Below are 25,903 nucleotides of genomic sequence, written 5' to 3'. Positions count from 1 at the left end.
AGCCCTGGATGACCACACCCGCCACACCATCCTGCGACCGCACCGGCTGCACCGCCGGTGCCGTCGTTCATTGGTCCCGCCGACCGACGGCCGAGGAGCTCGCGGCGACCCCCGCCGAGCAGCAGACCAGCGACATGCGGCGCCTGGTGCACGCGTGCGGGCCACACGCGATCGGCCTGGACCTGGCCGCGCACGTGCACTCCTCCACCTGCGCGGGCCCGAACGCGGGCACGCTGCCGCAGTGCGGCTGCACACCGGAGCCGCTGACACCCACCCAGCTGCCGACCCTAGCCACCCTGACCACCGGCTGGCAGATCACCCCCTGACGGTCACCCCCATCCCTGACGCCCCGCCAGCGCGCGGGGCTTTCGCATGCCCGGAGGCACCCGCATGTCCCACGCACACGACGGCCCCGTCGCCGCCCACGACCAGGCGGGCACCGCGCACTGGATCGCACACGTCCCCGCCCACGAGCCCCGCGAGCACGACCCGCACTACCACCTGTTCCACGCCGCGAAGGAGCGGATGCGCCGCCTCGGCCTGCTCCGGTGCGCGATCCCCGGCTGCAACTTCCCAGGCCCGATCGAGCTCCACCACACCCACATCGAGTTCTCCCTCGAAGGCGGGGTCGACCTGGAGCTCGCCTCGAAGGCGTATGGCCACCACTTCGCGGACGACGACGAGTTCGCCCAGTGGATCGAGAGCCCGGGGAACCTGGAGCCGCTGTGTGCAGTGCACCACCGCACGCACCTCGGCGTGCACTCGCTGCCCGGACCGCTGTGGGAGCCGCTGAGGGTGTGGCGCGCGGACATGGCCCCGCCCGCCGAGGTCGTCACCGGACGGGAGGCCGGACGGTGAGCCGCATCGCGCGGTTCAACGAGTGGCTGGCCGTGAAGGCGACGAACGTCTTCGGCAGCATGGGGATGACGTACCTGTTCTTCGGCTACGGCTTCGTCCCCGCGCTCGTCCCGTCCCTGATGGTCACGCTCCTGTACTGGAGCAACACCATCCAACTGTGGTCGCTGCCGCTCCTGCTCGTCGGCACGAACGCAGCCGCGCGGGGCATCAACGCGCTGATCCGCGAGACCCACGACACGGTCATGAAGCAGCTGACCACGCAGCAGGAGATGACCGCCACACAGACGGAGACCCTCGGCCTGGTCCGTGAGGAGATGCAGCTGCTCCGGGAGACTCACGACGCCGTCGTCGAGGAGGTCCGACTGCTGCGGGGCGAGCCCGCCACCGCGCCGGTCCGCGCCGGAGAGTCGGCGTGATCCCGCTCGCCGCGTCCCCCGGGGCCGGCGGACTGGCGGTCGGGCTCGGCGTCGCGGTCTCCGCGTCGCTGCTGATCGCAGCGCTGATCCGGGCAGGCCGTTGGATCGGGTCCGTCGAGGACCGCCTCGACCGCCAGGACACGGCACTCCAGCGCCTCGGCACCGCCGTGGCCAACAACGACCAGGACGAGGAGGGCTCCTGATGGCCCGGACCATGTACGACGCAGTGACGGCAACCAACGTGCCCGATTCCGCGACGCTGATCGCCGGGTACGGCGACGGCTACTACCAGAACACAGCCGAGTTCCGGGCCCGGTTCCCACACGCCACGATCGTCGAGATCGCAGTCTCCTCGCACCACGACCTCGGCCAGGTCCTCGACGTCGAGACCGGTGACGCCACTCCGGCCGAGGCACCCGGTTGGGTGGAGCGCAGGCGTGCAGCGGGCGTGGATCCGACGATCTACTGCAACTCCTCGACCTGGCCAACAGTCCGGGCCGCCTTCCAGGCGGCGGGGGTTGCCGAGCCGCACTACTGGATCGCCCAATACGACGACGATCCGACCATTCCGACGGGCGCGGTCGCCAAGCAGTACGCCGACCCAGGCCCGTACGACCTTTCGTCCGTGGCCGACTACTGGCCCGGCATCGACCCCCAGGAGGACGACATGCCCTACACCCCCATGCAGCTGGTGGAGTTCGCCCGCGAGGGCGCGGCCGCGGCGATCCAGGCTGAGCGCTCCGAGCGCGTGGCGGACAACCTGTGGTGGTGGCAGCACGCCATCTCCGGGGTCGTGCCCGCCGGGGCGTCGCCGGCAGCGGCGGCGGCGATCGTGGCGATCCACGCAGCGGTGAAGACGCTGGAGACCGAGACCGAGACCGCACCGGCGCCCGTCCCGAAGCCCACGCCGAAGACCAGCTGACCTCGCACAGCACCCAGCCCGGCCCGCCAGCGTGCGGGCCTTCGTCATGCAGAAGAAGGGGGGCGGCGTTGACGTCGCTCGTACAGGAGATCAAGACCGAGCTGAGCGACCGGTTCGTCCGCGCGCAGCTCGGCCGGTTCGCACGCCTGACCGTCGCCGGGTTCGTCGCTGAGCTCGCGCTGCTCGGCACAAGCCACCTCGACGGCAAGGCGTTCGCAGCCGCTATGGTCGGCGTCGTGGAGACCGCGTACCGGCAGTGGGCGCCGACGGTTCCGTGGGCGCAAGTCGCCGAGAAGCTGCACGCTGCCGACCAAGCCGTGCAGCAGGCAGCCGTCAGCGCGCCCGAGCCGCCTGTGGCGGGTGGGAAGTGACATCACCTCCGCCGGACACCGGCGTCTACATCTCGACAGCGCAGATGTACCAGCAGCTCCAGGGCGTCTCCGAGACGGTGAACCGCATGGACGCCAAGATCGACACTCTAGCCGCGCAAGGCGTCCAGCTCTCCGACCACGAAGTCCGGCTACGCCACCTCGAAGAGCGGCGCCTGCCGCAGTCCACGATGACGTGGCTTTCCCTCGCCGCTGCTGCCGGGGCCGCGTTCATGTCCGCGTGGCCCCACCATTGAAACCCGCCCCCGTTCCTGCCTCAGGGCAGGAACGGGGGCGGCTTCATCATTGCGGCAACAGCGGCTTTGGGAGGCTCCGCCTAGGTAACCTAGGCCGACCTGGAGTCCGGCCACCTGCGGAAACTGGCACGGCTTGCCCGTGAGTCCCCGGGATTACTCGAGCGATCCCGTCCCATCTGGCGCAGCTGTGGCGCGCGGACCATGCGAGGGCTGAGCCCCTCAACCGGCTTGATGCTCATCTCCTCCGCGGATGACGGTTCGGGAACAGCGCACCGAGGGTCGTTGAGACGATGGCTCCGAACGAGAGACCCCACCACGGCAGCCCCGTCAGCCCTCCCGGGCGGTGCGAGATGAGGGCATACGTGACAATCCCAAGCGCTCCGCACACCGCGAAGCTCCCGCCGCTGCGAAAAGCAGACCGCCACCTGGGCTGGTCGAGTCCTGAAGTCACGACGCGCATTCTCCACGCCGCCAGGGACGCGATCAAGAGGCGAGCGGCTTTGCAGACTGCTTGGCGTCCTGCCGTTGCGCCTCTTCTGACCTGCGGAGCGGTCCCCCAGACTCCCAGGCCGAACGTGCTTGGTCCGTCTCAGGTCGGGGGCGCTCGGGTTCCTCACCCTCATCCTCGTCCGCAAGAAGTTCAATTCGCGGGTGATGTGCCGAAAGTACCGGTCCACGAGGTTATCGTCAGAGCCGAGAACTACCCCGTTGACCAGGTGCTTTGCGCGTGTGCGAGACTCCGCGAATGCGCATCTCCCCGAACGTTCTGCTCATAGCTGTGGCAGCTGCCGCTGTCTTCGGCGTCGTCGCCTACGGCTCAGCCAACAGCAGCCATTCGTCGCCCGCGCCGATCAACACGCCTTCGCTTAGCCGCGACGCTCTCAAAGCCATTGACGCCCAGGTCTGGCAGTGGGATCGAACGGGTGGACAAGATCTCATAACGTTGATCAGCCAGGTGCAGAAAACCGGCAAGGACATGGCCAGCAAGGGCACAACCAGAGATGTCCTGTCCGCTGACTGCGCAGCCATTTCCAGCGACGCGACTCAGGTACAGCACGATGCCCCGATCCCGGACGGTCCGGCGGAGGCCCACCTCACACGTGCCCTCCAGGACATCCTGCCTGGCGCCAGCCAGTGTGGCCCAGGATCCAACCAAGGCGTCGAGGCTATGGGCAGTGCGACCTACATGATCAACCAGGGAATACTGGAGCTCGAAGCCCTGAACACGCGACTCGAGGATCTAGACGCCAGCAGGTAGAGCCGTGGCCGCACTTGCTCGGCCTGAGGGGTGGTCCCTCCTCGATCGGGCAGCTCTGCCGAACCGGCACTCAGACCGCCTCGGCGATCTCGCGCGCGGCCTTCTTGCGGGCCTGCTCGGTCTGCCACGCGCTTCGCCCCGCGAGGGCCTGCTGCGTGGTCGCATGCCGGTGGATGGTCATGACGAGCTCCAGCTGGGCGGCACGGAGTCGCGCCAGCTCGGCGGATTCCTCCTCCGTCCACGCGTTCCGCTCGCGGTACTGCTCCGGTTCCGGGTAGCGCTCGCGGTACTCAGCCGTCTTGCGCTGGCTGTACTCGGCGAGGGCCGCGCCAGCGGCGTCAAGGTCCCGCTGGAGCTGGACCAGGTCATCGGGGATCGGGAGAGCGTCAGCCATGCGTCCGAGCGTACGGCGCACCACCGACGAGATCGCGGAGGTGGCAATGTCAACAGCTTGCTGCGTCCCGGCCGAGGCCCCGACTACGGTCAAATCATGAATCTTGTCGATGCGGAGTGCCGAGCCCGGGTGGCTGCGGCGCGCTCAGCGCAGCTCGCGACGGCCTCCGCCGCAGGTGTGCCCCACCTGGTACCCATCACGTTCGCCCTGGAGGTCGACCGCCTGTACTTCGCCATCGACCACAAGCCGAAGTCCTCGACCGCCCTGCGCCGACTGCGGAACATCTACGAGAATCCGAGCGTCAGCGTCCTCGTCGACCACTATGCCGACGACTGGGAGCAGCTCTGGTGGGTCCGGGCCGACGGGCGTGCTGACGTTTGGAACGAAGGACCCGCGCGCGAGCACGCCTTGGATCTCCTCGCCGCCAAGTACCCGCAGTACCAGCAGACGCGGCCCTCTGGAGCCGTTGTTGCAATTGCGATCGAGCAGATCTCGGGCTGGGCGTACCGAGACTGACAGGCCGCTCCTGCCGTAGCCTGGCTTGCATATGCAAGCGGAGGCCACGTTGCCCATGACCGAAGCGCCACTGTTCCGGCAGATCGCAGACGCCCTGCGAGACGCCGTGCTGCGCGGTGAACTCAGGCCGGGCCAGCAGATCCCCTCTGAGAACGAGCTCAAGGACCGCTTCCACACCACCCGCGTCACAGTCCGCAAGGCCATCGCACTGCTGAAGGCAGACGGCCTCCTGGTCAGCCAGCAGGGCAAGGGCGCCTTCGTCAGGCCTCGGCCGGCCGTCCAGATGCTCACTACCGGCGCCAACTTCCGCCGCCGCCGATACAGCGGGGAGCCGAACTACAACGCCGAGGCCACGGCTCAAGGCCGCAACGCCCGCCAGGAACTCATCGACGTGGAGACGGTTCCCGCGCCGCCGGAGATCGCGGCGCGCTTCGATGTGCCCGAGGGAACGCCGGTCATCGTCAGGCGTCTGCGCTTCCTCGCCGACGAGGAGCCGATGCAGCTCGTCAACGCGTACTACCTCGCCGCACGCTTCGCAGGCACGGCCGTCGCTGACCGCCGGCGGATCCGCGGCGGCGTGAGCCAGCTGATCGAGGACCCAGACGGGCCGATCCAGCAGCGCATCGTCCAATTCGTTGAGGAGCTCGAACTGAGGATGCCGCAGCCGGACGAGCGAGACCTGCTGGCGATCCCGCCGGGTGTGCCGCTCGCCCGGGTCTTCCGCACGGGGCACGTTGCCTCTGGCGAGATCGTCGAGGTTCTCGACTCCCGCGTGCCCTGCGACCGGCACACGTTCCGCTATGTGATCGACATCCCGTAGTGCCTTCCGTGCCAAGGATCTGACGGGGCATTCGGTCCGCTATAGCTTGTATATCCATGCTCACGCTCCTATGGTGGTCTCAGCTTGTATATCCAAGCTAGGCGCTGCCGTCCGGCGCCTCTACCTGCGTGGTCCGCCTCACGAGTGCGTTGGCTGACGCGCCGCCTGAGCATGGAGGAACGCCGTGTGGGGTTTCACGCCCAGGGCATCCCAGTGGGATGACTGGCCCAAGCGGACGGCCAAGGAGGGCCTGGTCGAGATCGAGTGCGGCGTCCGCTTCGACGCGGTCCGCATGCCGGAGGCGCTGGGGCTGCGGATCTTCCAGGTCTGGCAGTGGGAGATGCACTGCGGCCCGCTCCTCCAGGCGTCTCCGTGGGTGTACGGGCTGACTCGGCCGCGCACCCACGCCGACATCTGGCGGCGTCTCAGCTCCGATTCCGCAGTACTTTCGACAGGCTCCTGGCTGATCTGCCCACGGCCGGACCGCCAGCATCCTGCGGCCGGTCGCTGGCTGAAGACCCCCGACGCCCCGCTGTGGGAGCCGACTCGGCTAGCCGACCTGCTCGCCGTGTTCGCCGAGCTCCAGCCCGACGTGTCCGCTTCGGCGATCGCGTGATGATCTCCCGTCCGGCCACTGATTCAGGGCCGCGGCCGGCCGGGGCGCAAGACCGCCCGGACGACCGTCCTGGCGAGCTCTACCGGAGAGGAACGAACATGGGCAAGAAGCTCACCACCGCGGCGCTGCCCGGCGTCACGTTCTCGGTCCTGTGCGACGACGACAACGTGGACCACTGCCCGGCCGTCACCAAGCTGCCGGACGGCTCCTTCGCCGTCACCAGCACCCTGCAACCCGAGCGCGTCGCGATCCTGACCGCCCAGGAGATGGACACCCTCCTCGGCCACGCCGATCAGATCCGCACCCTGTAGCAGCGGTTCACCCAACGGGGCCCCGGCCGAGAGAAGCGGCCGGGGCACCACCTCGACCCTAGCGACGAAGGAGCCCTCTGGGATGACGACCGCCCTGTCTCACCTCTGCGACCAGCCGGACGACTTCGCCGCGGCCTGGCCAGACACGCCCCGCGTGTACCAAGGCCACGACCTCCAGGCCCTCTTCCGGCCGCAGGACGCCACCGACATCTGTGCCGACCGCAGTATGTGGCCGCTCCAGGTCGGGATGGTTCGGCACAGCACCATCAGCAGCGACCCTCCCGCCGCCGATCACCCGACCGACACCCTCGTGCTGAACGGCATGCACCTGGCCTGGCCCTCGCTCAACGAGTTCTGCCGGCGACTGGAGGCCGAGCTCGGGCACCCGATGACAGCGAACATCTACCGCACCCCTCCCGGCGAGCAGGGCTTCGACGCCCACTGGGACACCCACCATGTCTGGCTCGCTCAGGTCGAGGGCAGCAAGCTGTGGCGACTGTCGGCCCCCATCTTCGACGCGCCGCTGGAGCACCACACCTGGAAGTCGATCGGGTTCACCGACGAGCAGCGCAAGAAAGCACTGTACGAGCCGGATCGGGTCGTCCGCCTCCGCGAAGGCGAGGTCCTCTGGATTCCCCGCGGCTGGGTGCACTGGGGTTCCACCGGACACGAGCCGTCGATGCACATCACGATCGGAGTCCATCTGCTCACGTGGAAGTGGGCGCTGGAGCAGCTCCTGGCCCAGATCGGGGACCGCTCGGTACCTCTGCGAGATGCACTGCCGCCCCGCCTCGACATCGACTCGTGGCCCGTGCTGGCCGACCGCGTCGTCGCGCTCGCCGAACAGGAACTTCACAGCACGGTGGGCAGCGAGGTGGCCGTGCCGCTGCGCAGTGCGCAGCACCGACTCTTCAACCACACCCACCACTGATGCACGCGGCGGCGCGGACCTTGCCTGGCGGGCAGCACCGCTTGACGTGCTGGTTCTGTAAGGTCCACGCGGCCATCCTGCGAGACGCGGACACCCTGCTCGTCTGGTGCCTCGGCTGCGCGCGGGACCTGTTCCACGTCGGCGACCCGGTCGTGTGCTTCACGGAGTTCGACGGCGACAGCTACGCGTTGGAACTCGCGCAGCGGGGCTACACCCGACGGACCCTTCCGGATCGCGACCCGCCGCACCCGCTGTAGGTCACGTGGCATCCTGGCGTTCATGGCGGGACGACACCGGCGAACATGCGTGTTCTGCACCGTGACGGCAGCGGAGATCGTGGACAGAGACACCGGCCGCGCGTGGTGCCTGCGCTGCGCGAGCGACCTGATCCACACCGGCGATCCGATCCTGTGCTTCTACGGGGCCGGCGCCCTGGCCTACGAGGTCGAGCTGTGCTCGCGCCGGATCGGCCGCCGCTTCGCCACGGCGGCCGACTGAATCCGGATCGTCAGCGGCAGGCCCAGAACACGAGCCCGGCCGCGAGGGCGCCAACCACTGTCCCCACCACGGTCTGTGCCGCCGTGTGGTCCTTCACCACCACGCGGGACCAGGCGATCAAGCCGACGACGAGGAATCCGGCCAGCCACCAGGCGCCGAGGCCGATGGACAGCATCGCCACGGCCCCGCCGGACACCGCCGTGTGAAGCGACACTTTCCACTTGAGCCCGGCTGTGATCGCGATGATCGGGATGAGGGTCGCGAACATAGCGAGGATCATCGCGATCATCTCTCGCGGCGCGCCCAGCACAACCATCAGCAGCAGGCCGACGATCACCGACGCGAGGATGACCGGCAGAACCTTCGCGCGCTTCGCGCGGTCGCCCACGTAGCGGTCACCAAGGTTGCCGCGTCGGATCCCGAACTTGATGAACGCCTGCGGTATGACGCCCGCGAAGAGCGCGGCGAACAGGGCCCATCCAACGCCCGCCCACCCGTGGTGCGCGGCACCGAGGATCACCAGAACGCCGATGATGACGTTCTGGGGGTCCAAGCCGCGGGTGACGGCCCGGGCCCAGAGGGGCGGCGTCTCGGCCGTCGGTTCCGCGGCGTCAGATTCGGGGACGGTGAGGTTCGTCATGCGGGCTGCTCTCCAAGGGTCGGAACGAGGTTGACGCGCGGGCGACGTCCGTAGGCTGCGGCAACCCGGACGAGCCGCTTGATCTCCTGCGTGACGTCGTCGCCGTGCGGCGCGCGGGCGGTCTCACTGCGCGCGGGCGCGCCGCTACGGAAGATGTCGAGCGCTGCACGAATCCACAGCGCCTCGGCCTCGATCTGGATCTGGTCGCCGCGCGCACCAGATGCTTCCGCAGCGGCTGTCGCCTGCTCGTGAAGGTCCTCAGGCGCGTAGCCGGCGAGCGTGAGAGCGGCGTCGCGAATCTCGACCGCGCGTCGTCGAAGCTGCAGATTCGGGCGCCCGGTGCGGATCTGGGCCCAGGCGGTAAGGGGCGGCTGTCCGAGGACGACGTGCGGGACGCACTCGGTGAGGTCGGCCCACAGGCGTGCGAGGCGGTTGAGGGCCCAGACGGCGCGGATGGTCCGCAGGAGGGCGGAGATGGGTGCCGTGACGGCGCCGGCCACGAGAAGCAGGATGGATACGGTCATGAGCAGTTCGGAGATCTGCTCCATGATGTTGATCATGGAGCTGCCGGTGGCCAGGAGCACGATCATGTAGGCGGTTCGCCAGGCGCCGAAAAGCCCGCCGAAGAGGCAGCCAGCCGCGAGCAGGACGATCCCACCAGGCCGCTGGTGTTCCTGACGGAGCTGGCGGATCCTGCGGATCAGAAGCGTCGTGGTCTGGGTACCGACGTAGACCATCCACAGGTAGAACAGGCACAGGAAGGCGATCTCGGCGGTGCGCCCGGAAGTCTTGCTGTAGTCCAAGGCGGCGGCGTTGTGCGGCATGAAGCCGACGTAGAGGACCGTCAGGGCTACCGAGAGAGCGCCAGCGAATATGTAGCGAGGGTGCAGGCGCCTGGTCAGCTGCGTGCCGTACAACGCGTAGACGAAGTCGGTGAGGCAGGCGAGAGCGCCGATGATCGCGAGGTGTTCCAGCAGGATCGTGGTGATCGACGTGACGCCCAGGAGCCCGTCCAGGCCGCCGATCACGGCGGGCATGCCCAGGACCAGCGCTGTGGCGAGGAAGGCGAAGCAGCCGATCAAAGCCCTCTGCTGCCGGGTGCCCCGCGCGGACGGCATTCCCCAGATGGAGAAGGCCACGAGCACGACGGGCATGACTATATGGACAAACCAGATCACGAATTGCTCCCCTGACGGTGTGCGGTGCGCAGGTCGGTGAGGTTGAGCAGAAACTGGTCAGCGCGAGGCGGTTCGGCCGCAGCGCGCTCGGCGATGAGCGTGGCCAGCATCTCTGCCTCCTGCTCATCGCCGCTGTTGTAGCTGGTCCGCCCCATGACGACCGGGCGGCGGCGCAGTTTCCGCTGGATCAGGCCAGCGGAGAGGTTGGGCAGGACACGGCGGAGCATCGCCTCGTCGATGACACCGCGATGGCCGCAGAGAAGGTGGGAGAGCTCATGGAGCTTGATCTGCTCCTGGAGCAGGGGCGACGCATGAGCGTCGTAACAGACCAGATCGCAGTCCTCCAGGGCGAACCATTGGCCGCAGGGCAGATCGGCGTTTGACTCGCCGAGCGGAAGCAGCAAGATGGGCCGACCTCGTAGCGCCCCTATCGCCTGCGCGTAGGCGTCAGCCGTGAACGGATCGGGCAGCGGCGGTAGTTGGTCCAGGGTGGCCTCAGCACGCACCAGGAGGTCGGTGAGGCTGGCAGCTTGACCAGCCTGCTGGCGTTGGCGGCGTCTATGTATCGCCACCGTCCAGGCCCTCCCTCCGGCGCGCGGCGTCGATCTGGGCGTTGATCTGCGCGAGCGCCTGGGAGGACAGGCCCGCGGAGCGGAGCGCGATGGTGCGGATCTCGCCGCTGGAGATCGCGTCGAGGAACTTCAGCTCTTCGTCGATGCGGGAGGCGACCTCGTCGTCGAAGAAGTAGGCGGCGTCGACACCGAAGTACTCAGCCAGCAGGTTGAGCAGTTGCCGGAGGGGGGTGACGTCGTCGCCACCAACGTTGCCCCACGCGGCTCGGAGTGCCTCTGGGTCGCGGTTGACGAAGTACGAGGGATCAACGTCGAAGTGCGAGGCGATGATCGACAGGTGCCGGAGCGTGGGATTGTCCTTCTTGCCCGTGCTGAGCTGCCAGGTGTACGGAGTGGAGATGACGCGCTCGCCGGCCTGGATGTTCATCTCGGCGGCCATCTGCTCGTAGGACGGCGGCTTGGAGGGGTCCTCGGCTGTTGCGCGCCGGAGGTATTCGATCTTGTCCGCGAGAGTGGCGCCCGGCCCCGGAGGCGTAGGGGGGGCGGCGTCCCGGGGTTCGGGCGTCTCTGTCACACGGTCTCCTTTGAGCCGCGGTATGCCGCGGCCCTGCCGGGTCGAGTGGCAGGGGCGACGCAACGCGGACGCGGATCTTCAACATGGCCTTGCACGCCAGCCATGTACTCATGTTAAGTGATGACGTGAACGATTGTCGTGGGCATCATGGGGAATTTGTGAACCACGAGGTAGACGGGGGGTCTATCTGACGGCACAGGCCACCGGCCGACTCGGGCGCGATCGAGCGCTCAATGCCGAGTGCGGGCGCGTCAATGCTGCCGCATCCCATTCCCACCATCGGGCCGAGCCGAGACCGACGATGACTACCCTTCGGCCCTCCACCCCGGACAGCCGAAGGCCGGGGCCGCACCCACCTGCATCCCCAGGCGGCGGCCCCGGCCTTCGGCTTCACTCCTCGGTCAGCCCAGGAGGCGCGAGGAGGTGATCTTGGATCGGGACTACGTCAATCTGCTAGCTTCTATCAGCTTCTGCCAGGTCCCAATTCACCCAGCCGCTGGTCAGCGCTCTGACCAGCTGGATCATGCAGGGAGAAAGGCAGCTTCTGGGATGTTCTCCATCCCCTCGACCCACGGACGGAAGAAGATCTTCAGCAGCGGGGCGACGATCATCTTCATCAGCCGGTAGAACAAGCCTGACCTCCATAGTCACCTGACCAACGAGAACCTTAGACCGGTTTCCCGCAATCTCCCTCCACCCTGCGCCGCCGGGAACAGGGATGCTGTACGGGTGCGTTGCCGACATGGGACGATGACGCCACTGGCGTGTCACGTTTCTGCACATGTTCGAGCCGTTTGTTCGAGCCCTGGGGAAGGACCACAGATGCCGCTGCTGCCCGGCGCCGAGCCGTACCGCCATCATGGCGGGCCTGTGGGGATCCTGGTCTGCCACGGCTTCACCGGCTCGCCGTTCTCGATGCGCGGCTGGGCAGAGCGCGCCGCCGCCGAGGGCTACAGCGTGTCGCTCCCCCTGCTGCCGGGCCACGGCACGCACTGGAAGGACCTCAACACCACCCGCTGGCCGGACTGGTACGCGACGGTCGAGCGCGAGTTCCTCAGCCTGACGGACGAGTGCGACCAGGTCTTCGTCTTCGGCCTCTCCATGGGCGGACTCCTCTCCCTGCACCTCGCTGCGCGGCAGGGCGCCGGCGTGAGTGGACTGGTCCTGGTGAACCCGCTGGTCAAGATGCCCGGACAGGCGCATGTGGCGCTGCCGGTCGTACGGCACCTGGTGCCCAGCTTCCCGGGCATCGCCAACGACGTCGCCAAGCCCGGCGTGGAGGAGGGCGGCTACACGCGCACGCCGCTGCACGCCGCGCACTCGATGAAGCAGCTCACCAAGATCGTCCAGGGCGAGCTCCCGACGGTCACCCAGCCGCTGCTGCTCTTCCGCAGCCCGCAGGACAACGTGGTCTCGCCCAGCAGCGGCAAGCTGCTGTTGGAGCGTGTGGGCTCCAAGGACGTGGAGGAACGTCTGCTGGAGCGGAGCCTGCATGTCGCGACGCTGGACTACGACGCCGAGACGATCTTCGACGGCAGCGTGGACTTCGTGCGTCGGCTGACCGTCCCCGCGACGAAGGGCTGAGCGCGATGGCCGAGCCCGAGGGCGCGGAGCGCCCTGAGCCGACGGAGCCGACCCGTTCGGACGACGAGCTCTTCGCCGAGCTGGTCGCCGGCTTCGACGACCCGGTCGCCGAGGGAGAGCGGAACTGGCCGAAGGCGGAGGACGTCTCCGACCTCTCCGACTTCGCCCCGCAGGCGCGGCCACGGCCACGACCGGCGATCCGCCCACTGCCGATGGTTCCGGCAGTCCCCCCGGTCGACCCCCGCGCGTGGTCTCCTGCGGAGGACCCGGACGAGGACCACTACGTCCCTCCGGAGCCGCCCCCGGTCCCCAGCGCCGAACCCGCGACGAAGCTGGCGCTGTTCGCCCTGGTGGGCGGCGTCATCCTGGCCCTGCTGGGCGGCTTCGGCCAGCTGCCCGGCATGGCGACGTTCCTGGGCGTGGCCTGCGCGGCGGGCGGCGTGGCGACTCTCGTCGCCCGCATGAAGGATCCGGACGAGGACGACCATAACGACGACCCGAACCACGGTGCCGTTGTCTGACCGGGGAAGTTGCACCATCAGGGGCGCGAGGAACTGCGCGGCAAGCCACCCACGCAGGTAGAGCCCCGAACGCGCAGGGCCATCCGCACAGGGGGGTTACTCGCGCAGTTCCTCGCGCCCCTGAGGTACTGCGAGTACCGCCAGGACCGGAAGGTGATCCGTCGCGAGGGTCAAGTCCTTCGCGCGGAGTCCTGGGAATCCTTCTCCCACCACGCCGCAGGCCAGTACCTCGATGTCGCGGGTGGCGAAGACGCCGTCGATGCGTTGGAACGGGTTCTTCGGGACCGAGCTGAACTCGTGGCCCCACGGGGTCGTCGCCCAGCCGTCCTGCAGTCTCGATGCCAGCAGGTCCCAACCCCGTTCGCCCGGGTGTTCGTTGAAGTCGCCGCCGACCACGCCACCGGGCACGCCCAGACCGTCCAGATGATCCAGCAGCAGCTCGAACTGCTGGAACCGCTCGTCCCCGTCCAGCGAGAGGTGACAGCTCGTCACCGAGAACGGCGTCGCCGAACCCAGCTGCACCACAGTCGTGGCGAAGCCACGTTGGTGGAGGCCGGGCGTGCGCGGGAGCCAGACGTCGTGGACGGAGAGGGGCTGGGCGCGGAGGCGCCCGAGAAGCAGGGGGCCGGAGGCCGACTTGCCGCCGCTGAGGACCATCAGGCCGGCCGAGCGGGCGAGCCAGGCCGCCTGCGGGCGGGGGAACCAGAAGCGCGGGGACTCCTGGATGCAGACCAGGTCCGGCTGGAGCGCGCGCAGCACCCGGACCACTGCCGTGCGGTCGTCCCGCAGCGAGCGGATGTTGTAGCTGACCACCCGGACGATCTCCGAGCCGTCCGGCTGCGGTCCTGAGGCCGGCAAGCTCCACGTGTCCTGCGCCGCAAGCGAGTCCATGATCCGAGTGTGGCAGCAGACGCCGCCGCCCGCACCGAACTACGATGCGGGCGCGTCGCGCGGGAACCCGAGCCGGTCAGGACTGGCGGGCCAGGTCCGCCGCGCCGATGATGCCGGCGGCCGAGCCGATCGTCGCCAGCACGACCTCCGCTCGGGGCCGGTGCACGCCGCCGATGATGTACTTCTCGAAGGCCTTGGCGACCGGGTCCAGCAGCAGCCGGCCCGAGTCGGAGACGCCGCCGCCGAGCACGAAGACCGCAGGGTCGAAGAGGGAGGCCAGGTCGGCCAGGCCGCGGCCGAGCCAGTCGGCCAGCTCGTCGTAGACGTCCAGGGCGAGCGGGTCGCCCTCGTTGGCCGCCTGGGTGATCTGGCTGCCGGTGATCGTCTCGGCCACGCCCTCGTTCAGTTCGAGAAGGCGCTTGCCGCGCACCGGGTCGGCCGCCGCGTGCTCGCGGCCGTAGCGGCGCAGCGCGCGGCCGGAGCCGTACTGCTCCCAGCAGCCCCTGGAGCCGCAGCCGCAGGGAAGGCCCTCGGGCACCATGTTGAGGTGGCCGATCTCGCCCGCCACGCCGAAACTTCCACGGTGCATCCGGCCCTCGATGACGATGCCGCCGCCGATGCCGGTGCCGACCGTCACCATGATCATGTCCTGGTGGCTGGCCGCCGCGCCGAAGCGGAACTCGCCCCAGGCGGCCGCGTTGGCGTCGTTCTCGATCACCGTGGGGAGGTGGACCAGGTCCTCGATCCGGGCCTTGAGCGGCTCGTTCTCCCAGGCGATGTTCGGCGCCATGATGACCGTGGAGCGACCGCGGTCGATGTAGCCGGGCGCACCGACGCCGACGGCGGTGATCTCGTGGTCTCGCCGCAACTCCGTGATGGCGTCGGCGATGGCGCCGACGGCCCACTGCGGATCGGCGGGCGTCGGCACGCGCGTGCGTCCCAGGATCGTGCCGTTCTCGTCCACGACACCGGCTGCGATCTTGGTGCCGCCGACGTCGACGCCGATGGTGAGTCCCATGTGTCCCTCAGTCTTCGGTGGTTCTCCGCTGGGCGGTACCGTACCCGCCCACAGGGGGGCGGGTACACACCTCTGCGTACATTAGCCGAAGACAGGGTGACTGGGCTTCCAGTTGGCGGCTTCAGAAGTCGTAAACAATCCCGCGGTCCGGGTCAGTCCAGGTCGATGTGCTCCGAGCCGTTCTGCTTCGGGGCCGACCAACGGCGTTCGGAGGCTGAAACCGCCGCCCGGTACGCGGCGATCAACTCGCCGCCGGCCGCGAGCAGGTGCCCGTAGACCGCGGGGTTCTTGGTCCGGAGCGGGGCGGCGAGGTTCTGCAGGACCTCCATCGGGTCGCTGCCGCCGTTGCTGACCGCGCTGACCTTCTCGCCCACGGCGGAGGCGAATTTGCGCACCTCGTCGACGAGCGGGCCCAGGTCGGCACCGAACGGCAACTCGGGGCCGGTGGGGGCCTCCTGCGCCTTCGGCTCGGCGGCGGGCTCGTCCTTCGAGACGGGCACCGGCTCGGTCTCGTGGAGCTGCTGCTCGGCCACCGCCTCCGCCCAGACGTCCCCGTCCTCGCGCTTCTCGGATGCGCTGTCGTCGGCACTGGTCATCGTGCATCTCCTTCGTGGACCCGGAGGTTCGTCTGCCTTCGACGCTACCTGAGCGAGGCGGGCCACAGGGAAGGGTCGGGAGCGAATCGCACCATCAGCAGGCCGTCGAGCAGGGACGCCCCCGCGACCGTGCAACGGCGCAGCGCGGAGGGCAGCGGGACGGTGCGCCGGTAGGGGCCGACGCCGAGGGAGAGTTCGTCGCCGCGCCGGACCAGGTCGAGGTCGCCCCGCTCCGCGCCGGGCAGCGGGATGTGCCAGACCAGCACCCGGTCCGGGGTGTCCAGCCGGTCCTCGACCTGCCAGGCGGCGGATTCGCGGGCAAGGTCGTCGGTCCAGGTCCAGGTCACCAGGGCGGCGGGCGCGGCCAGTCCGCCCAGGTCGGCCCGCTCCGGCTCGCGGCCGAGGTCGGCGACGAGGTGCACCGGCACGTCCGCGTCCATTCCCATTCCCACGTCGGCCCCCGGCGAGGCGCCGTTCACGATCAACGACTCCAACGGCAGCTGATGCAGGGCCAGTCCGGCGCGCATCCGGCGCAGCTCGGTGCGGGCCCGCGGACCGCGCGGCGGGGCCACGACCAGCCGCACGGTGGTGCCCGGCGCCTCCAGCGCGGCGCGCACCTCGGCGAGCTCGGCGGAGGCCCAGGCGCGGGCCTCGAAGAGCCACTGCGACGGCATCGGCACACCGGCGAGCCCGGCCAGCACCGGCCGCAGGGCCCGCGCCGCCTGGCGTTCGTCGGGCAGCAGCCGGGCCAGGTAGGCGTCCAGTTGGGCGGGGAGCGCGAGCGCGGGCACAAGTTCGTGCACAGGCTGCGCGTCGACGACGACGAGATCCCACTCGTCCGCGCGCCCGTGCGTGCGCAGCGCGTCCAGGAGGGCGAGCTGGCGCGCGCCCGGCAGGGCGGTCAGCTCCTCTGGTTCCAGCGGCTCGACGCCGAGCAGGTCGAAGAGCGACTTGGCCCGTTCCAGCAGTCGGACCCCGGCGGCGCGGAAGGCCGCCTGCTCGTCCAGTCGCAGCGCGAAGAGGCCGGGCTCGGAGGCGACGCGGAGGGGTTCGGCGCTCAGCCGGTGGCCGAGCAGCCCGTCCACCGCGCGGTGCGGGTCGTCGGCGGCGACGAGCAGGACGCGCTCGCCCGACTCGGCGGCCAGCGCCGCCGTCGCGGCGGCGATCGTGCTGCGTCCCGCGCCGCCCGCGCCGGTGACCAGGACGAGCCGGGGCGCCATCAGCCCTCGACGCGCTTCTTCAGCCCGGCGAGCGCGCGGTCGATGATGACCTTCTCAGCCTTGCGCTTGATCATGCCCAGCATGGGGATCTTGACGTCGACGGCCAGCTGGTAGGTGACCTCGGTGCCGGCGCCGGCCGGGGCGAGGCTGTAGGAGCCGTCGAGGGACTTGAGCATCTGGCTCTTCACCAGCGTCCAGCTGACCTTGCGGTCGCCGTCCCAGGTGTAGGCGAGGACGTGCTCGTCCTTGATCGCGCCGGCGTCCAGCAGCAGCCGCACCTGCTCGGCGCGACCGTCGTCGCCGGTGGCCAGCACCTCGATCTCCTTGACCTCCCCGGTCCACACCGGGTACGCCGCGAAGTCCGCGATCACGGCCATCACCTGGGCCGGGGTCGCGTCGATCGTGGTGCTCGACCTGGTGTGCTCCGCCATCGGATGGCCTCCGCCTCTCGACCTGCTGTCATGGATCTCGCCCTGAGGCTACCGCGTTCGGGGGTCCCGGCTCGGACGGAGGCCCGCAACAGACCGTCAACAGAGGCCCTCAGATGTCGAGGACCCAGGGCCGGCCGGTCGCGTTGAAGTGGCCGACGTTGACGCACTCGGTGCGGCCGATGCGCATCCGGCGTCGGAGCGGCTGGTGCACGTGGCCGAAGAGGGCGTAGTCCGGCTGGGTGGTCCGGATCGCGTCCAGGACCGCTTCGCTGCCGCGCTCGAAGCGGCGGGCCACGGTGTCGTAGGTCAGCTCGGGCAGCGCGGGCGGGATATGGGTGCACAGCACGTCGACTCGTCCGAGCGCGGCGACCTTCGCGGCGTACTCCTCCTCGGAGATCTCGAAGGGCGTGCGCATCGGGCTGGGCAGCCCGCCGCCGACGAAGCCGAAACGGCGGCCGCCGATCGTGGCGACCTCTCCGTCCAGCACGGTGACGCCCGCGCGGGCGAACTCGGGCCAGAGCCGGGGCAGGTCGACGTTGCCGTAGGTGGCGTAGGTGGGCGCGGGGAAGGCGGCGAAGAGCTCTGCGTACTGGCGGCGCACGGCTCCCTCGATGGCCTCGCGCCGGTCCGTCCCGATGCCGGCCCAGAGCTCGGCGGAGAGGACGCGCGCCTCCTCGAACCGGCGCTGGTTGCGCAGCTTCACCAGGCGCGACGCGTTCTCCGCCCCGAAGAGGTCGGGGAAGATGCCGCGGCCGTGGTCGGCGTAGTCGAGGAAGAGGATCAGGTCGCCGAGGCAGACCAGCGCCTCCGCGCCCTCCCCCGCCCGCGCCAGGGCCTCGCTGTTGCCGTGCACGTCACTGACCACATGGACCCGCATGACTGCCAGCCTAGCCAGCCCCTACCCTGGACCGAGTGTGACCCTGGAAACACCTTGGCGGGTACATCTATCCAGAAAGTCCTACCCGCTAGTAACGTCCTGGCGTCCCAGCAGCGTGGCCGTGACAGCGCCCCTGGTCCCCGACCCGGCCGGCGCTTCGATGATCGAGGAGCAGCTTTGCGCGAGTTCAGCCTTCCGGCCCTCTACCAGGTGCCGAGCGGCGGAAACCTCACCGATCTGGTCCACCGCAACGCCGAGCAGTACCCGGATCTCCCCCTGGTCGCCCGCAAGGTGGACGGCGTGTGGGAAGACCGCACCGCCGCGCAGTTCCTCACCGAGGTGCGGGCGGCGGCGAAGGGCCTGATCGCCTCCGGCGTCGGCCCCGGCGACCGGGTCGGCCTGATGTCGCGGACCCGGTACGAGTGGACGCTGCTGGACTTCGCGATCTGGTGCGCCGGCGCGGTCACCGTGCCGGTCTACGAGACCTCCTCGGCCGAGCAGGTCGAGTGGATCCTCGGCAACTCCGGCGCCGTCGCCTGTATCGCCGAACTGCCCCGGCACGAGGCCGTGATCGGCGAGGTGCGCGAGCGGCTGCACGACCTCAAGCAGCTCTGGCAGCTGGAGGCCGGCGGGCTGACGGACCTGGTTCGGGCCGGAGCCGACGTCTCGGACGAGGCGATCGAGGAGCGCCGGGCCACGCTCGGTCCCGACTCGCTCGCGACCCTCGTCTACACCTCCGGCACCACCGGCCGCCCCAAGGGCTGCATGCTCACGCATGCCAACTTCATGGCGGAGCTGGGCAATGTGACCGCGCGACTGGAACCGCTGTTCCGCCCCGGCGAGGCCTCGGTCCTGCTCTTCCTGCCGCAGGCGCACGTGCTGGGCCGGATCGCCGAGATCGCCGCCGCCATGGCGCCGATCAGAATCGGCCACGTGCCGGACATCAAGGAGGTCACCGCCGAGCTGGCCTCGTTCCGGCCGACGCTGATCCTCGGCGTGCCGCGCGTCTTCGAGAAGGTCTTCAACGCGGCCCGCGCCAAGGCGCAGAGCGAGGGCAAGGGCAAGATCTTCGACCGCGCCGCCGACACCGCCATCTCCTACAGCCGGGCGCTGGACACCACGGCCGGCGCCTCGCTCGGCCTGAAGCTGCGTCACAAGCTCTTCGACGCGCTGGTCTACAGCAAGCTGCGCAACGCGCTGGGCGGCCGGGCCACCCATGCGATCTCCGGCGGCGCGCCGCTGGGCGAGCGGCTGGGCCACTTCTACCGCGGCATCGGCTTCACCGTGCTGGAGGGCTACGGCCTGACCGAAACCTGCGCGGCCACCGCCTTCAACCCGCACGACGAGCCCCGGATCGGCAGCGTCGGCCAGCCGCTGCCCGGCTCCTCGATCCGGATCGGCGAGGACGGCGAGATCCTGCTGAAGGGTCCGCAGATCTTCACCGGCTACTGGGAGAACCCGGAGGCCACCGCCGAGGCGCTGCAGGACGGCTGGTTCGCCACCGGTGACCTGGGCTCGCTGGACGACGACGGCTACCTGAGCATCACCGGCCGCAAGAAGGAGATCATCGTCACCGCCGGCGGTAAGAACGTCGCCCCGGCCGTGATCGAGGACCGGATCCGGGCGCATCCGCTGATCGCGGAGTGCATGGTGGTCGGCGACCGCCGGCCCTTCATCGCCGCGCTGATCACCGTGGACCCGGAGTTCTTCCCGGCCTGGAAGAAGCTGCACGGCAAGCCGGAGGAGGCCACCGTCAGCGACCTGGCCGGCGACTCCGACCTGCTCGCAGCCGTGCAGGCCGCCGTCGACGACGGCAACGCGGCGGTCTCGCACGCCGAAGCGGTCAAGAAGTTCGCCGTACTGGACACGGTTTTCTCGGAGGAATCCGGGCATCTGACGCCCTCGCTGAAGCTGAAGCGCGCCGTGGTGATGAAGGATTACGCGGCGGCCGTCGAGGCGCTTTACTCACGCTGATCGCATACCCACGTCTTACCTTGGCTTACCGGAATCACGCCCACCCCCCGGAATGTAAAATTCCGGGGAGTGTTGCATTAACGGGCCGTATATTCATGCAGATTCCGACACACACCCCCCACAACCGTTGCGATCCTGGGCCCGCGCATTCCGCGCTCATCATGACGAGGGGGGACTTCGTCCGCGATGCCCGTTCGCAAGTTCGCGCCACTTCTGGCTGCCTTCAGCCTGACCGCTGCCCTGTTGGGCGGAGCCGCCGTCTCCGCCACCACCGCTCACGCGGACGAGACCACGGTGTCCCAGGACACCTACCGCACCGGATGGGACCAGAACGAACCTGGGCTGACGCCCTCTCAGGTCTCCTCCTCCGACTTCGGCCAGCAGTTCTCCACCGCCGTGGACGGGCAGGTCTACGCCCAGCCCGTCGTCATCGGGAACACCCTGGTGGTGGCCACCGAGACGAACCACGTCTACGGGCTCGACCCGGTCACCGGGACCGTGAAGTGGACCGACGCCTACGGCGCTCCCTGGCCCGCCTCCGGGGTCACCACACCGGGTGCGACCTGGTCCTGCGGTGATCTGGCTCCCTACATCGGCATCACCTCGACGCCCGTCTACGACCCGGCCTCCGGCTACCTCTTCCTCACCTCCAAGGAGGACGGCGGCCAGTACCACGACGCGCCGGTCTGGAAGATGCACGCGATCGATCCGACCACCGGCAACGAGAAGACGGGCTTCCCCGTCGTCATCAGCGGTTCCCCGAGCAACGACCCGACGACCGTGTTCACTCCCGTCCAAGAGGGCCAGCGTCCCGGCCTGCTGCTGATGAACGGCGTGATCTACGCGGGCTTCGGCTCGGTCTGCGACCACGGCAACTGGCGCGGCTTCGTGGTCGGCGTCAACACCGCCGGTACTCAGACGGCGATGTGGGTCGACGAGACCGGCGCGCGGAACCAGGGCGGCGGCATCTGGAACGCGGGCGGCGGCCTGGTCGGCGACGCCCAGGGCCACATCGAGTTCGCCACCGGCAACGGCATCTCGCCGCCCGCCGGACCGGGCAGCAGCCCGCCCGCGACCATGTCCGAGTCGGTCATCTCGCTGACCGTGCAGGGCGACGGCTCGCTGAAGGCCAACGACTTCTTCGCCCCGTCCGACGCGGCCTACCTCGACCAGAACGACCGCGACCTCGGCTCCGGCGGCGTCATGGCGATACCCGACGGCTACGGCACCTCCGCGATACCCCACCTCGCCGTCACCCAGGGCAAGGACGGCCGGATCTTCCTGCTCAACCGTGACAACCTCGGCGGCATGGCCCAGGGCAGCGGTGGCGGCAACGCCAACGTGCAGACGCTCGGCCCCTATACCGGCTGCTACTGCCACCCGGCCTTCTGGGGCGGAGGCGGAGGCTACGTCTACTACTCCAGCAACGGCGGCCCGCTGCAGGCCTTCCACCTCGGCACCGACGGCAGCGGCAACCCCGCGCTCGCGCTGACCGGCCAGGGTTCGCTCAACTTCGGCTACCTGAACGAGGGTTCTCCGACCGTCACCTCCACGGGCACCACCGCGGGCAGTTCGGTGATCTGGGTCTCCCGCGCCAACGACATGTACGGCAACGGCGCCACCCTCTACGCCTACAACGGCACCCCGAACGCGGACGGTTCGCTCAGCGTGCTCTGGTCCGCCCCCACCGGCGTCGCGCCCAAGTTCGTCACCCCGGCCACCAGTGGCGGCCGCGTCTACATCGGCACCCGTGACGGGCACATCCTCGCCTTCGGCCGCCCGGCCTCCTCGGTGCTGACCGGCCAGCCGGTCGCGATCGGCAACGTCAACGTCGGCTCGACCGGCAGCGGCACTCTGACGATCACGGCCTCGCGCGCCCTCAACATCACCGGCATCACGACCTCGGCGCCCTTCTCGGTCACCGCGCCGACGCTGCCGGCCGCCCTGGCCACCGGCGGAAGCCTGAGCATCCCGGTCACCTTCGCCCCCACCGCGGCGGGGGCGACCAGTGGCATCGTCAGCGTCGCCACCGACCAGGGCACGGTGGGCTTCTCGGTCGGCGGGAACGGGGTCAAGGCGGGCTTCGCGACGTCGCCGAGCTCGCTGAACTTCCCGAACCAGCCCACCGGGGTGCCGATCTCGACCTCGGTCCAGTTCACCAACACCGGCACCGGCAACGAGACGGTCTCATCGACGACCGCGCCTGCCGCCCCCTTCACCGTCACCGGCGCGCCGGCCGTCGGCACCGTGGTCGCCCCCGGCGGCAGTTTCACCGAGAGCGTCACCTACAGCCCCACCGTGGCCGGCTCCAACAGCAGCGCACTCTCGGTGATGTCGACCTCGGGCACCTTCACCGTGCCGCTGAGCGGCTCCGCGGTCACCGGCCAGGGGCACCTGACCATCACGCCCACTGCGCTCAATTTCGGTTCGATCCCGGTCGGCACCACCTCGCCGCAGCTGAGCTTCACCGTCACCAACGACGGCAACGTCCCGGTGACACTGAACAAGGCCAAGGCGCCGGTGGGCACCTTCAGCAGCCCCAACGCGATCGCCGAGGGCACCGTGCTGGGCCCGAACCAGTCGGTCTCGGTGCCGATCGTCTTCGCGCCGAGCACGGCAGGGGCGCTGAGCGACAGCTACGAGATCACCGGCAACACCGGCCAGGGCGACCTGTACGTCCAGCTGACCGGCACCGGTCTGGCCACGCTGCCGCAGCCGCCCACGAGTTGGACCAGCAACGGCTCGGCGACGCTCACCACGGGCTCGATCCAGCTGACACCGGCGACGACCAACCAGTCCGGCTCCGCCTTCTACTCCAGCGCCGTCAAGACCGACGGCCTGACCGCCTCGTTCACCTCGACCTTCAGCGGCGGCACCGGCGGTGACGGCGCGACGTACGCGCTGATCGACTCGACCAAGGGCACCGCGACCAAGACCGGCGCCACCGGCGGCGGCATGGGCTTCTCCGGTCTGCCGGGGCTGGCCGTCGTCCTCTCCCGCAGCTGGAACGGCCAGACCGGGATGGGCAACTTCGTCGGCATCGCCCAGGGCCCCGGCTCGGGCACCGACAACCTCACCTATCTCGCCTGGGCGAAGATCCCCACCTCGCTGGAGACCGGCAGCCACCCGGTCACCGTCACGACGGCCGGCGGCCACGTCAAGGTCGGCGTCGACGGCAGCCAACTGCTGGACTACGTACCGGCCGCGGGCGTCCTGCCCAGCAACGCCTACGTCGGCTTCACCGCCGCCACCGGCGCCAGCACCGACGTCCACACCATGAACAACCTGACCATCACCCCGCCCGCCTCGGCCAGCACCGGCCCGCAGGTGCTGACGGCCACGCCGACCTCGGTCGCCTTCGGCTCGCAGACCGTGGGCGGCACGGCCACCCAGTCGGTGACGCTGATGAACAACGGCAGCGCCACCGAGACGGTTTCGGCCGGCACCGCACCGGCCGCGCCGTTCGGGGCGACCCTCCCGGCCACCGGGACGACCGTCGCGCCGGGGGCCTCGATCACCGTCCCGGTCACCTTCACGCCGACCCTGACGGGTGCTCTGAACAGCTCCTTCGCGGTCACCACGACGAGCGGCACGGTTACCGTCTCGCTCTCCGGCACCGGCCAGCCGGCCAGCACCGGAGGCACGCTGCCGGGCTTCACCGACAGCAGCTGGCACCTCAACGGCGTGGCGAGGCTCAACTCCGGTGTGGTGTCGCTGACCACGGACGGGATGACCTCGTCCAAGGGCGACATCGTCAACGGCACCGCGGTCTCGCCGCTCGGCCTGCACGCGAGCTTCACCGAGCAGATCAGCGGCACCAGCACCCAGCAGGGCGACGGGATGACCCTGGCGCTGCTGGACGCGTCGAGCAGCACCACCGCGTCGATCGGGCACGACGGCGGCGGACTGGGCGTCACCGGCCTCAACGCCACCGTCGCCGGGCTCGCGGTCTTCTCCAACTTCGGCTCGGGCAGCGCGCCCGTGCTCGGCGGAGCCACGACCAGCAGCAGTACGACGACCTTCAACACTCTCGGCTACAACAACGCCATCCCCGCGCTCCAGGGCGCGACGCACACCGTCGACGTGCAGATCACCACGGCGAGCCATCTCGTCGTGAAGATCGACGGAGTCCAGCAGTTGGACGTCGCGGTGACGCTGCCGAGCAAGGTGCTGGTCGCCTTCACGGCCGGGGTGGGGGCCTCGACCGACACCTTCGCGGTCTCGGCGCCGACCATCACCTACACGTCGTGAAATACACACTCTGAAATAGTGCTGATTTCGGCCATCGGCCGGTTTTTCGCGGCCGCTCGTTAAATTCCGGGGAAAGAACTGTTAAGTCCCGGCGCAGGCGAGCGGCCGCGTCATACCTTGTGCGGGGGGAGGGGAATCCATGATTTCTGCGTTCATCGTGCTGTGCTCGCTCGCATTGTTCTGGGTCGCCGTGTTCACATTGTGGTGGATGTTGCACGCGTGGCGGACACCGGAAACTCTGGCGGGAACCCGATTCGGGGATCCTGACGGAACCGGAGCACTGTCGTTCTCTCTGCTGGTGCCCGCGCGGCACGAGCAGGAGGTGCTGGAGCACACCGTGCTCCGGCTGCTCGAGTCCACACACCTCGACTACGAGGTCATCGTCATCGTCGGCCACGACGACCCGGACACCGCCGCGGTCGCCCACCGGCTCGCCGCGGAGCACCCGCGGCTGGTCAGCGTCGTCACCGACACCCACGAGAAGAAGAACAAGCCCAAGGCGCTCAACACCGCGCTGCCCAGCTGCCGCGGCGACGTGGTCGGCGTCTTCGACGCCGAGGACCAGGTCCATCCTCAGCTGCTCAGCCACGTCGACCACGCCTTCAGGGACACCGCGGCGGACGTGGTGCAGGGCGGCGTCCAACTGATCAACTTCCACTCCAGCTGGTACAGCCTGCGGAACTGCCTTGAGTACTTCTTCTGGTTCCGCTCGCGGCTGCACCTGCACGCCGCCAAGGGCTTCATCCCGCTGGGCGGCAACACCGTCTTCGTCCGCACGGAGCTCCTGCGCACCTTCGACGGCTGGGACGCGACCTGCCTGGCGGAGGACTGCGACCTGGGGGTGCGCCTGTCCAGCCAGGGCGCGAAGGTCGTCGTCGCCTACGACTCGGAGATGGTCACCCGCGAGGAGACCCCGGACTCGGTGGTCTCCCTCTTCAAGCAGCGCACCCGCTGGAACCAGGGCTTCCTGCAGGTGTACCGGAAGAGGGACTGGAAGCGGCTGCCCTCCTTCCGGCAGCGGCTACTGGCCCGCTACACCCTGGTGACGCCCTTCATCCAGGCGTTCTCCGGGCTGGCGCTGCTGGCCGGCGTGGTGCTGGCCTTCATCGCCAAGGTGCAGGTCGTGGTCGCGCTGATCTCCTTCTCGCCGCTGGTGCCGATGGCGGCGATGACGGCCTTCGAGGTCGTCGGGCTGCACGACTTCGGCAAGCAGTACCAGCTCACCGTCCGCTTCAGCCACTACGCGAAGTTGCTGATCGGGGCCCCGTTCTACCAGCTGATCCTGGCCGGGGCGGCGCTGCGCGCGGTCTGGCGGGAGATGCGGGGGCGCAAGGACTGGGAGCTGACCCGCCACGTCGGCGCACATCTCGCGGAGAGCTGAGGCGCTTCGTCGAATCGAAGCAGTACCAAC

The 25,903-nt window shown here is 69.4% G+C and carries 31 protein-coding genes; 20 read left to right on the top strand and 11 right to left on the bottom strand.

Annotated features, from left to right (window positions below; translation table 11 throughout):
* Window positions 1-8 precede the first annotated feature (8 nt).
* The 8 genes from ABIA32_RS13325 to ABIA32_RS13290 all read left to right on the top strand — a co-directional run bounded on the left by ABIA32_RS13325 (window position 9) and on the right by ABIA32_RS13290 (window position 4,079).
* Window positions 9-326 (top strand): hypothetical protein, encoded by a 318-nt coding sequence (locus ABIA32_RS13325; RefSeq protein WP_370094396.1) that lies wholly within the window; start codon window positions 9-11, stop codon window positions 324-326.
* A 64-nt stretch (window positions 327-390) separates the two neighbouring features.
* Window positions 391-858: a hypothetical protein gene (locus tag ABIA32_RS13320; protein ID WP_370094394.1), complete on the top strand. Its 468-nt coding sequence runs from the start codon at window positions 391-393 to the stop codon at window positions 856-858.
* Window positions 855-1,274, top strand: coding sequence for a hypothetical protein (locus tag ABIA32_RS13315; RefSeq protein ID WP_370094392.1), 420 nt, complete (start codon window positions 855-857; stop codon window positions 1,272-1,274). Before ABIA32_RS13320 ends, ABIA32_RS13315 begins: the two co-directional genes overlap by 4 nt.
* A complete protein-coding gene (locus tag ABIA32_RS13310) occupies window positions 1,271-1,477 on the top strand; it encodes a hypothetical protein (RefSeq protein WP_370094390.1) in 207 nt (68 codons plus the stop codon). The genes ABIA32_RS13315 and ABIA32_RS13310 overlap by 4 nt, the downstream gene beginning before the upstream one ends.
* Window positions 1,477-2,196 (top strand): hypothetical protein, encoded by a 720-nt coding sequence (locus tag ABIA32_RS13305; protein ID WP_370094388.1) that lies wholly within the window; start codon window positions 1,477-1,479, stop codon window positions 2,194-2,196. Before ABIA32_RS13310 ends, ABIA32_RS13305 begins: the two co-directional genes overlap by 1 nt.
* A 68-nt stretch (window positions 2,197-2,264) precedes the next feature.
* Window positions 2,265-2,567, top strand: a complete 303-nt coding sequence (locus ABIA32_RS13300; RefSeq protein ID WP_370094386.1) for a hypothetical protein — start codon at window positions 2,265-2,267, stop codon at window positions 2,565-2,567.
* A 44-nt stretch (window positions 2,568-2,611) separates the two neighbouring features.
* Complete coding sequence (locus ABIA32_RS13295; protein ID WP_370094384.1) at window positions 2,612-2,821, top strand: hypothetical protein; 210 nt, start codon at window positions 2,612-2,614, stop codon at window positions 2,819-2,821.
* A 745-nt stretch (window positions 2,822-3,566) separates the two neighbouring features.
* Window positions 3,567-4,079 carry a hypothetical protein gene (locus tag ABIA32_RS13290; RefSeq protein WP_370094382.1) on the top strand — a complete coding sequence of 171 codons (513 nt, stop codon included), beginning with the start codon at window positions 3,567-3,569 and terminating at the stop codon, window positions 4,077-4,079.
* A gap of 70 nt (window positions 4,080-4,149) precedes the next feature.
* Here ABIA32_RS13290 and ABIA32_RS13285 read toward each other — a convergent pair whose 3' ends face one another.
* Window positions 4,150-4,473, bottom strand: a complete 324-nt coding sequence (locus tag ABIA32_RS13285) for a hypothetical protein (RefSeq protein WP_370094380.1) — start codon at window positions 4,471-4,473, stop codon at window positions 4,150-4,152.
* A 96-nt stretch (window positions 4,474-4,569) separates the two neighbouring features.
* Between ABIA32_RS13285 and ABIA32_RS13280 the strand changes: the two genes are divergently transcribed.
* From ABIA32_RS13280 to ABIA32_RS13250, 7 genes are all read left to right on the top strand, one after another.
* Window positions 4,570-4,989, top strand: a complete 420-nt coding sequence (locus ABIA32_RS13280) for a TIGR03668 family PPOX class F420-dependent oxidoreductase (protein WP_370094378.1) — start codon at window positions 4,570-4,572, stop codon at window positions 4,987-4,989.
* Window positions 4,990-5,044: 55 nt separating this feature from the next.
* Window positions 5,045-5,809: a GntR family transcriptional regulator gene (locus tag ABIA32_RS13275; protein ID WP_370094376.1), complete on the top strand. Its 765-nt coding sequence runs from the start codon at window positions 5,045-5,047 to the stop codon at window positions 5,807-5,809.
* Between the two features lie 184 nt (window positions 5,810-5,993).
* A complete protein-coding gene (locus ABIA32_RS13270) occupies window positions 5,994-6,425 on the top strand; it encodes a hypothetical protein (RefSeq protein ID WP_370094374.1) in 432 nt (143 codons plus the stop codon).
* Window positions 6,426-6,523: 98 nt separating this feature from the next.
* The gene (locus ABIA32_RS13265) at window positions 6,524-6,736 is read left to right on the top strand and encodes a hypothetical protein (RefSeq protein ID WP_370094372.1); all 213 of its coding nucleotides are present in this window, start codon (window positions 6,524-6,526) and stop codon (window positions 6,734-6,736) included.
* A gap of 82 nt (window positions 6,737-6,818) precedes the next feature.
* Window positions 6,819-7,667, top strand: coding sequence for a JmjC domain-containing protein (locus tag ABIA32_RS13260; RefSeq protein ID WP_370094370.1), 849 nt, complete (start codon window positions 6,819-6,821; stop codon window positions 7,665-7,667).
* Window positions 7,668-7,708: 41 nt separating this feature from the next.
* Window positions 7,709-7,924, top strand: coding sequence for a hypothetical protein (locus tag ABIA32_RS13255; protein ID WP_370094368.1), 216 nt, complete (start codon window positions 7,709-7,711; stop codon window positions 7,922-7,924).
* A 79-nt stretch (window positions 7,925-8,003) separates the two neighbouring features.
* Window positions 8,004-8,165 (top strand): hypothetical protein, encoded by a 162-nt coding sequence (locus ABIA32_RS13250; protein WP_370094366.1) that lies wholly within the window; start codon window positions 8,004-8,006, stop codon window positions 8,163-8,165.
* Between the two features lie 10 nt (window positions 8,166-8,175).
* Here ABIA32_RS13250 and ABIA32_RS13245 read toward each other — a convergent pair whose 3' ends face one another.
* The 4 genes from ABIA32_RS13245 to ABIA32_RS13230 all read right to left on the bottom strand — a co-directional run bounded on the left by ABIA32_RS13245 (window position 8,176) and on the right by ABIA32_RS13230 (window position 11,129).
* The gene (locus ABIA32_RS13245) at window positions 8,176-8,805 is read right to left on the bottom strand and encodes a hypothetical protein (RefSeq protein WP_370094364.1); all 630 of its coding nucleotides are present in this window, start codon (window positions 8,803-8,805) and stop codon (window positions 8,176-8,178) included.
* Window positions 8,802-9,983, bottom strand: coding sequence for an MAB_1171c family putative transporter (locus tag ABIA32_RS13240; RefSeq protein WP_370094362.1), 1,182 nt, complete (start codon window positions 9,981-9,983; stop codon window positions 8,802-8,804). Before ABIA32_RS13240 ends, ABIA32_RS13245 begins: the two co-directional genes overlap by 4 nt.
* Window positions 9,980-10,387, bottom strand: a complete 408-nt coding sequence (locus ABIA32_RS13235) for a hypothetical protein (protein WP_370094360.1) — start codon at window positions 10,385-10,387, stop codon at window positions 9,980-9,982. Before ABIA32_RS13235 ends, ABIA32_RS13240 begins: the two co-directional genes overlap by 4 nt.
* Window positions 10,388-10,541: 154 nt before the next feature.
* On the bottom strand, window positions 10,542-11,129 hold the full coding sequence (locus ABIA32_RS13230) for a hypothetical protein (protein WP_370094358.1): 588 nt from the start codon (window positions 11,127-11,129) through the stop codon (window positions 10,542-10,544).
* An 822-nt stretch (window positions 11,130-11,951) separates the two neighbouring features.
* Between ABIA32_RS13230 and ABIA32_RS13225 the strand changes: the two genes are divergently transcribed.
* Window positions 11,952-12,713 carry an alpha/beta hydrolase gene (locus tag ABIA32_RS13225; RefSeq protein ID WP_370094356.1) on the top strand — a complete coding sequence of 254 codons (762 nt, stop codon included), beginning with the start codon at window positions 11,952-11,954 and terminating at the stop codon, window positions 12,711-12,713.
* A 5-nt stretch (window positions 12,714-12,718) separates the two neighbouring features.
* Complete coding sequence (locus tag ABIA32_RS13220; protein WP_370094355.1) at window positions 12,719-13,234, top strand: hypothetical protein; 516 nt, start codon at window positions 12,719-12,721, stop codon at window positions 13,232-13,234.
* 96 nt (window positions 13,235-13,330) lie between these two features.
* Here ABIA32_RS13220 and ABIA32_RS13215 read toward each other — a convergent pair whose 3' ends face one another.
* From ABIA32_RS13215 to ABIA32_RS13190, 6 genes are all read right to left on the bottom strand, one after another.
* Window positions 13,331-14,125 (bottom strand): endonuclease/exonuclease/phosphatase family protein, encoded by a 795-nt coding sequence (locus ABIA32_RS13215; RefSeq protein ID WP_370094353.1) that lies wholly within the window; start codon window positions 14,123-14,125, stop codon window positions 13,331-13,333.
* Between the two features lie 76 nt (window positions 14,126-14,201).
* Window positions 14,202-15,143 carry an ROK family glucokinase gene (locus tag ABIA32_RS13210; RefSeq protein WP_370094351.1) on the bottom strand — a complete coding sequence of 314 codons (942 nt, stop codon included), beginning with the start codon at window positions 15,141-15,143 and terminating at the stop codon, window positions 14,202-14,204.
* 152 nt (window positions 15,144-15,295) lie between these two features.
* Window positions 15,296-15,739 (bottom strand): DUF5304 family protein, encoded by a 444-nt coding sequence (locus ABIA32_RS13205; RefSeq protein WP_370094349.1) that lies wholly within the window; start codon window positions 15,737-15,739, stop codon window positions 15,296-15,298.
* Between the two features lie 44 nt (window positions 15,740-15,783).
* Window positions 15,784-16,959 (bottom strand): ArsA family ATPase, encoded by a 1,176-nt coding sequence (locus ABIA32_RS13200; protein ID WP_370094347.1) that lies wholly within the window; start codon window positions 16,957-16,959, stop codon window positions 15,784-15,786.
* Entirely contained in the window at window positions 16,959-17,390 is a 432-nt protein-coding gene (locus ABIA32_RS13195; RefSeq protein WP_370094345.1) for an SRPBCC family protein, read from the bottom strand. Before ABIA32_RS13195 ends, ABIA32_RS13200 begins: the two co-directional genes overlap by 1 nt.
* Before the next feature lie 109 nt (window positions 17,391-17,499).
* On the bottom strand, window positions 17,500-18,267 hold the full coding sequence (locus tag ABIA32_RS13190) for a metallophosphoesterase (protein WP_370094343.1): 768 nt from the start codon (window positions 18,265-18,267) through the stop codon (window positions 17,500-17,502).
* 177 nt (window positions 18,268-18,444) lie between these two features.
* Here ABIA32_RS13190 and ABIA32_RS13185 point away from each other — a divergent pair, with 177 nt between their 5' ends.
* The 3 genes from ABIA32_RS13185 (at window position 18,445) to ABIA32_RS13175 (ending at window position 25,873) form a co-directional block, all read left to right on the top strand.
* Window positions 18,445-20,241: a long-chain fatty acid--CoA ligase gene (locus ABIA32_RS13185; protein ID WP_370094341.1), complete on the top strand. Its 1,797-nt coding sequence runs from the start codon at window positions 18,445-18,447 to the stop codon at window positions 20,239-20,241.
* 186 nt (window positions 20,242-20,427) lie between these two features.
* Window positions 20,428-24,492 (top strand): beta strand repeat-containing protein, encoded by a 4,065-nt coding sequence (locus ABIA32_RS13180; protein WP_370094339.1) that lies wholly within the window; start codon window positions 20,428-20,430, stop codon window positions 24,490-24,492.
* A 139-nt stretch (window positions 24,493-24,631) separates the two neighbouring features.
* Window positions 24,632-25,873, top strand: a complete 1,242-nt coding sequence (locus ABIA32_RS13175) for a glycosyltransferase (RefSeq protein WP_370094337.1) — start codon at window positions 24,632-24,634, stop codon at window positions 25,871-25,873.
* Window positions 25,874-25,903 lie beyond the last annotated feature (30 nt).

Origin of the sequence: Streptacidiphilus sp. MAP12-20 (assembly GCF_041262525.1) — a bacterium.
Taxonomy (GTDB): domain Bacteria; phylum Actinomycetota; class Actinomycetes; order Streptomycetales; family Streptomycetaceae; genus Streptacidiphilus.
Note: the sequence above shows the minus strand (reverse complement) of the source record. Positions and strands in the feature narration are given on the sequence as shown.

Excerpts from the sequence above, each read along its gene's own strand:
- ABIA32_RS13285 (WP_370094380.1), bottom strand. The coding sequence starts at position 4,473 with ATGGCTGACGCTCTCCCGATCCCCGATGACCTGGTCCAGCTCCAGCGG.
- ABIA32_RS13215 (WP_370094353.1), bottom strand. The coding sequence starts at position 14,125 with ATGGACTCGCTTGCGGCGCAGGACACGTGGAGCTTGCCGGCCTCAGGA.
- ABIA32_RS13320 (WP_370094394.1), top strand. The coding sequence starts at position 391 with ATGTCCCACGCACACGACGGCCCCGTCGCCGCCCACGACCAGGCGGGC.
- ABIA32_RS13180 (WP_370094339.1), top strand. The coding sequence starts at position 20,428 with ATGCCCGTTCGCAAGTTCGCGCCACTTCTGGCTGCCTTCAGCCTGACC.
- ABIA32_RS13265 (WP_370094372.1), top strand. The coding sequence starts at position 6,524 with ATGGGCAAGAAGCTCACCACCGCGGCGCTGCCCGGCGTCACGTTCTCG.
- ABIA32_RS13195 (WP_370094345.1), bottom strand. The coding sequence starts at position 17,390 with ATGGCGGAGCACACCAGGTCGAGCACCACGATCGACGCGACCCCGGCC.
- ABIA32_RS13305 (WP_370094388.1), top strand. The coding sequence starts at position 1,477 with ATGGCCCGGACCATGTACGACGCAGTGACGGCAACCAACGTGCCCGAT.
- ABIA32_RS13325 (WP_370094396.1), top strand. The coding sequence starts at position 9 with ATGACCACACCCGCCACACCATCCTGCGACCGCACCGGCTGCACCGCC.
- ABIA32_RS13280 (WP_370094378.1), top strand. The coding sequence starts at position 4,570 with ATGAATCTTGTCGATGCGGAGTGCCGAGCCCGGGTGGCTGCGGCGCGC.
- ABIA32_RS13205 (WP_370094349.1), bottom strand. The coding sequence starts at position 15,739 with ATGACCAGTGCCGACGACAGCGCATCCGAGAAGCGCGAGGACGGGGAC.
- ABIA32_RS13200 (WP_370094347.1), bottom strand. The coding sequence starts at position 16,959 with ATGGCGCCCCGGCTCGTCCTGGTCACCGGCGCGGGCGGCGCGGGACGC.
- ABIA32_RS13175 (WP_370094337.1), top strand. The coding sequence starts at position 24,632 with ATGATTTCTGCGTTCATCGTGCTGTGCTCGCTCGCATTGTTCTGGGTC.
- ABIA32_RS13275 (WP_370094376.1), top strand. The coding sequence starts at position 5,045 with ATGACCGAAGCGCCACTGTTCCGGCAGATCGCAGACGCCCTGCGAGAC.
- ABIA32_RS13245 (WP_370094364.1), bottom strand. The coding sequence starts at position 8,805 with ATGACGAACCTCACCGTCCCCGAATCTGACGCCGCGGAACCGACGGCC.
- ABIA32_RS13190 (WP_370094343.1), bottom strand. The coding sequence starts at position 18,267 with ATGCGGGTCCATGTGGTCAGTGACGTGCACGGCAACAGCGAGGCCCTG.
- ABIA32_RS13290 (WP_370094382.1), top strand. The coding sequence starts at position 3,567 with ATGCGCATCTCCCCGAACGTTCTGCTCATAGCTGTGGCAGCTGCCGCT.
- ABIA32_RS13210 (WP_370094351.1), bottom strand. The coding sequence starts at position 15,143 with ATGGGACTCACCATCGGCGTCGACGTCGGCGGCACCAAGATCGCAGCC.
- ABIA32_RS13220 (WP_370094355.1), top strand. The coding sequence starts at position 12,719 with ATGGCCGAGCCCGAGGGCGCGGAGCGCCCTGAGCCGACGGAGCCGACC.
- ABIA32_RS13260 (WP_370094370.1), top strand. The coding sequence starts at position 6,819 with ATGACGACCGCCCTGTCTCACCTCTGCGACCAGCCGGACGACTTCGCC.
- ABIA32_RS13295 (WP_370094384.1), top strand. The coding sequence starts at position 2,612 with ATGTACCAGCAGCTCCAGGGCGTCTCCGAGACGGTGAACCGCATGGAC.
- ABIA32_RS13225 (WP_370094356.1), top strand. The coding sequence starts at position 11,952 with ATGCCGCTGCTGCCCGGCGCCGAGCCGTACCGCCATCATGGCGGGCCT.